6 protein-coding genes and 1 pseudogene are annotated in these 8,079 nt (G+C 70.1%); 3 read left to right on the top strand and 4 right to left on the bottom strand.

The annotated features are described in order from the left end of the window. Positions 1-178: pseudogene (locus GXZ33_RS05770) on the top strand (HNH endonuclease); the annotation flags it as partial. 25 nt (positions 179-203) lie between these two features. Here the strand turns inward: GXZ33_RS05770 and GXZ33_RS05775 are convergent. The 3 genes from GXZ33_RS05775 to GXZ33_RS05785 are packed head-to-tail and all read right to left on the bottom strand — an operon-like array spanning position 204 to position 4,955. Then, positions 204-4,091, bottom strand: a complete 3,888-nt coding sequence (locus tag GXZ33_RS05775) for a Pls/PosA family non-ribosomal peptide synthetase (RefSeq protein WP_291339912.1) — start codon at positions 4,089-4,091, stop codon at positions 204-206. A gap of 4 nt (positions 4,092-4,095) precedes the next feature. Further along, a complete protein-coding gene (locus tag GXZ33_RS05780) occupies positions 4,096-4,602 on the bottom strand; it encodes a MarR family winged helix-turn-helix transcriptional regulator (protein ID WP_291339913.1) in 507 nt (168 codons plus the stop codon). A gap of 59 nt (positions 4,603-4,661) precedes the next feature. After that, a complete protein-coding gene (locus GXZ33_RS05785; protein WP_291339914.1) occupies positions 4,662-4,955 on the bottom strand; it encodes a rhodanese-like domain-containing protein in 294 nt (97 codons plus the stop codon). A gap of 33 nt (positions 4,956-4,988) precedes the next feature. Between GXZ33_RS05785 and GXZ33_RS05790 the strand changes: the two genes are divergently transcribed. Further along, positions 4,989-5,348 (top strand): hypothetical protein, encoded by a 360-nt coding sequence (locus tag GXZ33_RS05790; protein ID WP_291339915.1) that lies wholly within the window; start codon positions 4,989-4,991, stop codon positions 5,346-5,348. A gap of 178 nt (positions 5,349-5,526) precedes the next feature. Further along, a complete protein-coding gene (locus tag GXZ33_RS05795; RefSeq protein ID WP_291339916.1) occupies positions 5,527-7,104 on the top strand; it encodes an ATP-binding cassette domain-containing protein in 1,578 nt (525 codons plus the stop codon). A gap of 4 nt (positions 7,105-7,108) precedes the next feature. On the opposite strand, the gene GXZ33_RS05800 is transcribed toward GXZ33_RS05795, so the two are convergent. Further along, on the bottom strand, positions 7,109-8,079 hold a 971-nt coding region (locus tag GXZ33_RS05800; protein WP_291339917.1), incomplete at its 5' end, for an FAD-dependent monooxygenase.

Consider the following 8,079-nt stretch of genomic DNA (forward strand, 5'->3'; position numbering starts at 1 on the left):
GATGGCGTGCACCGTCCACAATGCGCGCAATGATGATGACCCCAATGCCCCGCCCCGTCACGGGAGGTTGGAGCGGGCACCGGGTGGGGTGGTGCATCACCCACCCGACGGGGGACCACCGAGGAGCAATATCCACCCGATACGGCAGTTGTCCGCCATGGCCCTGATCAACAGGTGAACCCTCGTGGGGCGTCGGAAAGTGGCTATCCGCGATTCCAGGGCTCGATCGGGTTGCCCTGCCACACGGTGTTGGCGGGGACCTGGTCGCCGCGCATGACGAGTGAACCGGGACCCACCGTCGCACCGTCACCGATGCGCGCAGCCGGCAGCACCACGGAGTGCGCGGCGAGGGTGGCGCCGTCCGCGATGGTGACGGTGTCGAGGCTCATCACACGGTCCTGGAACAGGTGCGTCTGCACCACGGTGCCCGGGCCGACGGTGGCGCCGCGTCCGACGACGCACAGATCCGTCTCCGGGAACCAGTAGGACTCGACCCACGCGCCGTGGCCGATCTTCGCGCCGAGGGCCCGCAGCGCCACGTTGAGCTCACCGGTGCCGAGCGTCGGCACCAGGAACCACGGGGCGGCGACCGCCTCGACGAAGGCGTCCTGCAGCTCGTTGAGCCACACGAACTCACTCCACAGCGGATGATCACCGGGCGTGTGCCTGCCGACGCAGAACCACTTCACCAGCACCGTCACCACCACGGCCAGCAGCCCCGCCGCCATGAGGACCAGCCCGCCGGCCAGCCAGGCGACGAACACGCCGTAGGCGGCCACCAGCCAGTAGATCGTGCCGACCACACCAGCCAGCAGCATCGCCGACGTCATCGGCGCGAGCAGACGCATCGTCTCGATGAAGCCGCGGAAGAACTTCACCTTCCGCCCCGGGTTGTACGTCAGAGCCTCGCCGCCGTCCGCATCGACATGCACGCGACGCATGCGCTCCGGCGGCGAACCCCACCAGTTGGTGTTCGCCTTCGCCTTCTTCGGGGTGGAGGACAGCACCGCCACCAACGAGTTCTTCGGCAGCTTCCGGCCCGGTCCGGTGATGCCGGAGTTGCCCACGAAAGATCGCTTGCCGACGCGCGTCTCCCCCGTCAACATCCAGCCTCCACCCAGCTCGTAGCCGCCGACGAGGGTGTCGTCGGCGAGGAAGGCTCCCTCGCGGACGTCGGTGAGCGTCGGGATCATGACCGCCGTGGACACCTCGACGTTCTTGCCGATCCGCGCACCGAGGCTGCGCAGCCACAGCGGCGTGAGCTGACCGGCGTAGAGCGGGAAGAGGTAGGTCCGGGCGTCGTCCATGAGCCTCTCGATGGTCCACAGCTGCCAACCATGGAAGGACCGCACCGGTGTGATGCCGGGCCGCAGCCCGATCTGCAGGACACGGACACCGAGCCAGATGGACACCATGTAGAACGCGAACGCGACCAGACCACCCAGCGGGGCGAACACGACGGCCCCGAGGAGAGGGTGGCCGGCGGTGACGTCGATGAGGGAGACGACCACCAGCGCCCCGAGCGCGATGGCGGCCAGCGGCTGCAGACTCAACGCCACCGACGTCACCCCGTAGATGGGCACCCAACGGGAACGACGCGGCGGATGCTCGTCCGGGAAGCGGTGCTTCGAACGGCCGACCTTCTCCGCCGGTGACCCCGACCAGCGGGACCCCGGCCTGATGGTGCGGTGGCCGGTGACGGTGGAGCCGGCCTCGACGTGGGCGTCGGCACCGATGACGGCACCCGGCAGCAGCGTCGACCGCGCACCGACGCGCGCATCGGGGGCGACCTCGATGGCACCGACGTGGAGGACGTCCCCGTCGACCCAGTAGCCGGACATGTCGACCTCCGGCTCGATGGCGCAGTGGTCGCCGAGGGTGAGCAGGCCGGTGATCGGCGGCAGGGAGTGCAGGTCGACGCCGCGGCCGACCTTCACGCCGAGGGAACGGGCGTAGTAGTTGACCCACGTCGCCCCGGAGATGGACTGCGAGCCGGATGCGTCGGCCCAGCGCTCGGCGGCCCAGATCCGCAGGTGGGTGGCGCCGCCGCGCGGATACTCGCCGGGCTGGATGCCGGCGGTGAGCAGACGCGCGCCGAGCCCTCCGATGGGGAGGCGGCCGACGGGCGAACCGAACACGACGAGCAGTACGGCGACCAGCCACCAGGAGGTGTGCACCGCCCACTCCAGTCCCGCCATGTGCGCCAGGTTGCCGCCGAGGAGGATCCAGCCGAGCCAGGTGGTGGCCTGGAGGGTCATCATGGGGAGCTGGATCAGCGTCTGTGCCACGCGGGTGCGGGCGCCGACGGGGTGGACGTCGCGGGGTTCGACGGGGGCGGCGTCGTGAAGTGAGACGCCGGTCTTCGCGGCGATGTTCTCGACGGCCTCCGCGAGTGACCCCAGACGCGGGTGGTCGTAGAGGTCGCGGACGGCGACGGTGGGCACCTGTTCGCGGATGCGGCCCACGAGGGTCGCCGCGGCCAGCGAGGTGCCTCCGAGGGAGAAGAAGTCCGCGTCGGCGTCCTGGACGGAGGTGCCCAGCACGTCGACCCACAGTTCGGCGAGCCACGTCTCGGTGGCGTTGAGGTCGGTGGCGTCGACGCCGACGCCCGGCAGCGGCCACGGCAGCGCCGCCTTGTCGACCTTGCCGGACGTGCGGACCGGCAGCTCCTCCATGACGCAGATGCGGGGGACCAGTGCCGCCGGCATGGTCTCGGCGAGGCGCTCGTGGGCGGCGTCGTGGTCGAAGCCCAGTGCGGGGTCGTCGAGTGACACGTAGCCGACGAGCACCGACTGGTTGGCGCCCGTCTTCTGCACCGCGACGGCCGAGTTGTACACGTTCGGCAGGGCGGCGACGTTCGCCTCGACCTCGCCGAGCTCGATGCGGCGGCCGCCGATCTTCACCTGGTCGTCGACACGTCCGACGAAGTAGAGGCCGTCCTCCTCGAGGCGCACGTGGTCGCCGGAGCGGTAGGCGCGGGCCCAGCCGACGGAGGGCATGGGGGCGTACTTCTCGGCGTCCTTGACGGGGTCGAGGTAGCGGGCCAGGCCGACGCCGCCGATGACGAGCTCACCGACCTCGCCGACGGCGACCGGCTTCTCCTCGGAGTCGACGACGATGAGGTCCCAGCCGGCCAACGGCAGTCCGATGCCGACCGGCTGGCCGGGGTGGAGCTGCGTGGCGGAGGCGACGACGGTGGCCTCGGTGGGGCCGTAGGTGTTCCACATCTCGCGGTCCTCGGTGGCGAGGCGTTCGACGAGTTCCTGGGAGCAGGCCTCACCGCCGACGATGAGCAGGCGGATGTTGTCGAGGGCCTCGGCGGGCCACAGGCCGGCGAGGGTGGGCACGGTCGACACGACGGTGATGTCGCGGCGGATCAGCCAGGGGCCCAGGTCCATGCCGGAGCGCACCAGGGAGCGGGGGGCGGGTACCAGGCAGGAGCCGTGGCGCCACGCCAGCCACATCTCCTCGCAGGAGGCGTCGAAGGCGACGGACAGTCCGGCCAGCACGCGGTCCTCCGGGCCGAGGGGGCCGCCGGGGGAGTTGACCAGGAAGAGTTCGGCCTCGGCGTCGACGAAGGCGGCCGCGGAGCGGTGGGAGACGGCCACGCCCTTCGGTTTGCCGGTGGAGCCGGAGGTGAAGATGATCCAGGCGGTGTCGTCGAGACGCGGGCGCTGCTTGTCGCCGCCCGCGCGCGGCGAGAGCATGCGGAAGCCCTCGTCGGTGAAGACACCGTTGATCCTCCCCTCGGAGAACACCATCTCGGCGCGTTCCTCGGGGTCGTCGGCGTCGACGGGGACGTAGGCGGCGCCGGCGGCGATGGTCGCGAGGATGGCGATGTAGAGGTCGCGCGAGCCGGAGGTCATGCGGATGCCGATGCGGTCGCCCCGGCGGATGCCGTTGGCGTGGAGTTCGGCGGCGAGGGTGTGGACCTCGTCGATGAGTTCGGCGTAGGTGAGGATCTCGCCGTCGTCGATGGCGGCAGCCTCGGGGTGGGCGGCGGCGGTGGCGGCGAGGATGTCGTAGAGGGTGCGCTTGGCGGGGGCGTCGCCGGCGCGGAGGAACTGGCGGGGGACCTGGTGGAGTGACAAGTGACTAGGCCCCCGTGGTTTCGTCGGGGTCGGGCTCGAGGTCGGCGACGAGGACGGCCTGGGTCAGCTTGCGCAGGTGCTTGAGCTGCTTGCCGGTGGATTCGTCGAGGGCGGCGGCCTCGGCCTCGGCGACGAGGGTGGCCAGTTCCGCCTGGGCCTTGACGCCCTTCTTGGTGGACATGACGATCTGGCGGCGGCGGTCCCGGGGGTCGCGTTCGCGTTTGGCCCAGCCCTGTTCCTCGAGGCCGTCGATGAGGCGGACCATGTCGGAGGCGTCGATGGCGAGGGTCTCGGAGAGGGAGGTCTGGGAGGAGGCGTCGCCCTCGATGAGGCAGGTGAGCACCCAGTAGCCGCGCATGGTGGTGCCGCGGGTGGCGAGGGCGGTCTCGACTTCGTCGCGGGTGCGGCGGCGGAGGCGTTCGAGCTGGAAGCTGGGGGATTCGAGGAGAGTGAGGGGAACGCCGAAAGTGGCGGCGTCGCCCGTCGTGGGGGAATCAACTGATTGCGACATGCCACCAATGGTAGGCCACCCACGGTGGCCTCGTTAAATCATGGGCTTCAGCCCACTATCTACTTCCCCAGTGGGAGTTCCTGCTCGACCCAGGCGAGGGTGCCGCCCTCGACGTTGATGGCCTCGATGCCGTGGTTCTCCCGGAGGAACTCGCATGCCTTGCCGGAGCGGTTGCCGGAACGGCAGATGAGGTAGATGTCGCGGTCGGTGTCGAGCTCGCCGACCCGGCCGGCGAATTCGGACAGGGGGATGAGGGTCGCGCCGGCGGCGTGGACCTCGGCGTACTCGTCGGCCTCGCGGACGTCGATGAGCTGGGCGTCGGCGGGAACCTGGTTGACATTCACGGTCTTCATGTCTCTGAGAGTACAGCGAATACAGTGGCGGACATGGACACTCGACGACTCACGGGCCCCATCGCCCTCCGCCTCTGGATCGTGGTCCTCGTCGCCGGGGCCGCCGGCCTGGGGCTCCTGTGGCTCGGCGCCGGGGTGGGCATGGCGCTGGTGACCATCGCGATCCTCGCCGCGCCCGTCGCCCTGGTGTCCACCGTGGCCTTCGCTTTCCGACGCCCCGCCCTCGTCCTCCCCCGCTGGCTCACCGTCCTCGGGGGCCTCGGCGTGGTGGTCGGGTTCGGGTGGCTGCTCGTGGAGCGCGGCGCGGTGCCCGCCACCCTCGCCCTGGCCGTGGGGGTGTGGCTGCTGGTCGTGGGGCTGATCTCCTCGGTGGCTGTGGGGCGGTGGAGCTGATCGGCCCGGGGGTCTTCCCCTCTGACGTCTGACCTGTTAACGTGCCCGGGGTACATGTTCCCGAGGATCGGAGAGGCCGTGCTCATCCGCGACTGTTCGCCGCACATCCGCGCGTTGACGTCGTAGCACCCCTGCCGGGGCTCCGTCAGCGCACCGCTGAACCTCGCAGGAGCCCCTCATGTCACATCCCCTCATTTTTTCCGGCGTCACTTTCGCCTGGCCGGACGCAACTGTCGTCCTCGACCGCACCGACGCCGTGTTCACCACCGGCCGTACCGGACTCATCGGCGACAACGGGGCCGGGAAATCCACGGTCCTCCGCCTCATCACCGGGGAGCTCGCGCCGACCTCCGGCACCCTCACCCGTACCGGCGACGTCGCCCATCTTCCCCAGCAGCTCACCCTGGAGTCGGGGATGAGCGTCGCGGAACTGCTCGGTGTCCGGGCGAAGCTCGCGGCGCTGGCCGCCGTCGAGGCGGGCGACCCGGATCCCCGGCACTTCACCGTCATCGGCGATGACTGGGACGTCGGGGCCCGCTCACGCGCGCTGCTCGACCGGGCCGGGCTCGGGAGCGTCGGTCTGGACCGGCCCGTCGGCACGCTCTCCGGCGGTGAGACGGTCCTCACCGCCCTCATCGGCATCCAGCTGAGCAACGTCCCCGTCGCGCTTCTCGACGAACCCACCAACAACCTCGACCGTGAGGCACGGGCCCGGCTGCGGGATCTCGTCGCCGGGTGGCGGGGGACGCTCATCGTGGTCAGTCATGATGTCGAACTGCTGGAGCAGATGGATGCCACCGTCGAACTCCGCGATCGCCGACTGACGGTCTTCGGTGGGCCCTACAGCCTCCACCGGGAGCAGCTGGCCCGTGAGCAGGCGGCCGCCGAACAGGCTGTCCGGACGGCTGAGCAGGCGCTCAAGGTGGAGAAACGGCAGCGCGTGGAGGCGGAGACGAAGCTGGCCCGGCGGCGTTCCTACGCCCGGACCGACTACCTCAACAAGCGGCGTCCCAAGATCATCATGAACCTGCGGAAGGCCGAGGCCCAGGTGTCCGCCGGTAAGTTGCGCGATGACCTGGGCAAAGCCGTCGAGGACGCGGAACGGAGGCTCCGCGAACAGGAGGCCCGCGTGAGAAAGGAGGACCGTATCCGTATCGCGCTCCCGGACCCGGACGTCCCTGCCGGCCGCCGTCTGCTGGACTTCCACAACCCCGACGGGACGGTCCACGTCATGCAGGGGCCGGAACGGGTGGCGCTCACCGGAAGGAACGGAGCGGGGAAGACCCGGCTGCTGGAGACGCTGTTCCGGGAGGTGGGGGAGGGGTGCCGGCTCGTCGCCCACACCGGGCGCGTCGGCCACCTCCCTCAGCGCCTGGATCATCTCGACGACGGGCAGGAGGTCTTCGCGAGTGTCCGGGAGGCCGCCCCGACGGCCGACCCGCAACAGGTCCGGACCAACCTCGCGCGTTTCCTGCTGACCGGTGACGACGTCCACCGGAGGATCGGTGATCTCTCCGGTGGGGAACGGTTCCGGGCAGCCCTGGCCCGGCTGCTGCTCGCGGAGCCGGCGCATCAGCTGCTCATCCTGGATGAGCCCACCAACAACCTCGACCTGCAGAGCATCGACGAGGTGGTGGGTGCCCTGGAGAACTACCGCGGCGGGTTGGTGGTGGTCAGCCACGATGAGGCGTTCCTCGACCGGTTGGGCATCGACACCCGCCTGGAGCTGCAGGCGGGTGTCCTCACGAAGCTGTGACGGGCTATCCGACGGCGACCTTGGCGGCCGCCATGAGGCGGGCGACCTCCTCGGCGTTGTCGTTGCCGCCGCGGGAGAGGATGGAGGAGAGCACCGCGGTCAGGGCGTGGCGCGGGTCCTCGACCATGCGGTGGGAGCGCCAGGCGATGTGCTTGTCGGGGCGGACGAGGATGACGCCGTCCTCCTCGACCTCACGCTGGCGCAGCCAGTCGCCGTAGAGGTCCTGGTGCTCGAGGCCCTCGCCGATGACGACGGCCTTGAGCTCGATGCCCAGCGATTCGGCGACCTTGACCGCCGCGTCCGCCCACGCCTGCCCGTTGATGCCGGTGAACAGGGTGAAGCCGGTGCCGGTCGCGATGTCGTGGGTGGACTGCTTGTGCAGGGTGTCGCCGATCCAGGCGTGCGGCAGGCGCAGTCCCGGGTAGGTCGACTTCTGGTGGTGGAGCATGGGGTCCTCGGTGACCTCGGGGCGTCCCAGGCCGTCGCAGACCACGGCGGTCGACCGGTAGAACTGGCCGATCTCGGTGCCCTGGGCGTTGAACTCGTAGTCCTTGTTGTCCAGCGCCTCACGGAGGGCCTTGCGTCGGGCGGCGCCCTCCGGAGTGGCCTCCTTGCGGAGCTTGAGCTTCTCGACGAACTCCTCGTCCGTCTTCGCGTCAGCGACACCGAGGGCGTCGAAGATGGGCTGGTACTCGCGGGAGGAGTTGTTCGCGCGGGTGACGATCTGCTTCGCGATGGGCGCGCGCTCCACCGAGTAGGTCTCCAGCAGGTCCTCGCCGGCCTGGCCCTTGAGCACGGCGGCCAGCTTCCACGCCAGGTTGTAGGAGTCCTGGATGGAGGTGTTGGAGCCCAGGCCGTGGCTCGGCGGGTGGCGGTGGGCGGCGTCGCCGGCGATGAAGACGCGGCCGTTCTGCATGTGGGTGGCCCACTGCTCGTTGTTGCCCCACAGGGAGTAGCCGGTGATCTCCAGCTCGA

Source organism: Corynebacterium sp., assembly GCF_012838985.1.
Taxonomy (GTDB): Bacteria; Actinomycetota; Actinomycetes; order Mycobacteriales; family Mycobacteriaceae; genus Corynebacterium.

Coding starts and splice junctions, on each gene's coding strand:
- GXZ33_RS05790 (WP_291339915.1), top strand. CDS start 4,989: ATGGACACTCGACGACTCACGGGCCCCATCGCCCTCCGCCTCTGGATC.
- GXZ33_RS05795 (WP_291339916.1), top strand. CDS start 5,527: ATGTCACATCCCCTCATTTTTTCCGGCGTCACTTTCGCCTGGCCGGAC.
- GXZ33_RS05780 (WP_291339913.1), bottom strand. CDS start 4,602: ATGTCGCAATCAGTTGATTCCCCCACGACGGGCGACGCCGCCACTTTC.
- GXZ33_RS05785 (WP_291339914.1), bottom strand. CDS start 4,955: ATGAAGACCGTGAATGTCAACCAGGTTCCCGCCGACGCCCAGCTCATC.